The 895-nt window shown below is 49.1% G+C and carries 1 protein-coding gene; it reads left to right on the forward strand.

Going from position 1 to position 895, the window contains the following annotated elements:
- The coding region (locus DW657_RS04545) for a PD-(D/E)XK nuclease domain-containing protein (RefSeq protein ID WP_199658304.1) at positions 1 to 792 on the forward strand (792 nt) is incomplete at its 5' end.
- Positions 793 to 895 lie beyond the last annotated feature (103 nt).

Genomic DNA, 895 nt, shown 5'->3' on the forward strand with positions numbered 1-895 from the left:
ATGGTGGAGACCAACATCCGTATCGACTATGACAAGTTGCGAATGCTCATCCGCCACGACAAGGAGTTCACCCACGATGCCAGCATCATCCAGCAGTTGGTGACCCAGGGATTCGTGATAGGCACGCTCAACGAGAACTTCCCTGCCGAGCGAATCAACGACCCAGACAACTTCCTCAGCCTGCTGTTCTATTTCGGCATGGTAACGATAGACGGAACTTATGATGGTGAGACCAAGTTCATCATCCCGAATGAGGTGGTGCGAGACCAGATGTACACCTACCTGCTCGACACCTACAAGGAGAACGACTTGGTATATGATAGATATAGCAAGGGTAAACTGGAGAGTAAACTGGCTTATCATGGAGAATACAAGCCATACTTTGAATATATCGCCGACTGCCTGAAGAAGTATTCCTCACAGCGAGACAAGCAGAAGGGAGAGGCTTTCGTGCATGGCTTCACCTTGGCGATGACGAGCCAGAACAAGTTCTACCGCCCTATCTCTGAGCTGGACAATGACGGCGGCTATGCCGACATCTTCCTCTCTCCGCTCTGTGACATCTACAAGGACATGGTGGATTCATATATCATAGAGTTGAAATATTGCAAGAGCCAAACCACCGATGAGCAAGTGAAAAAGCTCTTCGAGGAGGCATCAGCTCAAATCTCCCGCTATGCGGACAGTGAGATGGTCAGAGAGGCGGTAAAGACCACAAAGCTCCACAAGCTGGTGGTTATCTACCGCGGAGCGGAAATGGTGGCTTGCGAGGAGATAAGGATATTGCTATAGAACGAACCGTTATCCGGCTGGATACCTGGCGGATAACGGTTCTTGAAAAATCGCAGGTCAGCAAATTCACAGAGTGTTCAGTATTCAGTATTCAGTTTTTTTC

Origin of the sequence: Prevotella sp. AM23-5, from assembly GCF_003473645.1 — a bacterium.
GTDB classification, from domain to species: Bacteria; Bacteroidota; Bacteroidia; order Bacteroidales; family Bacteroidaceae; genus Prevotella; species Prevotella copri_A.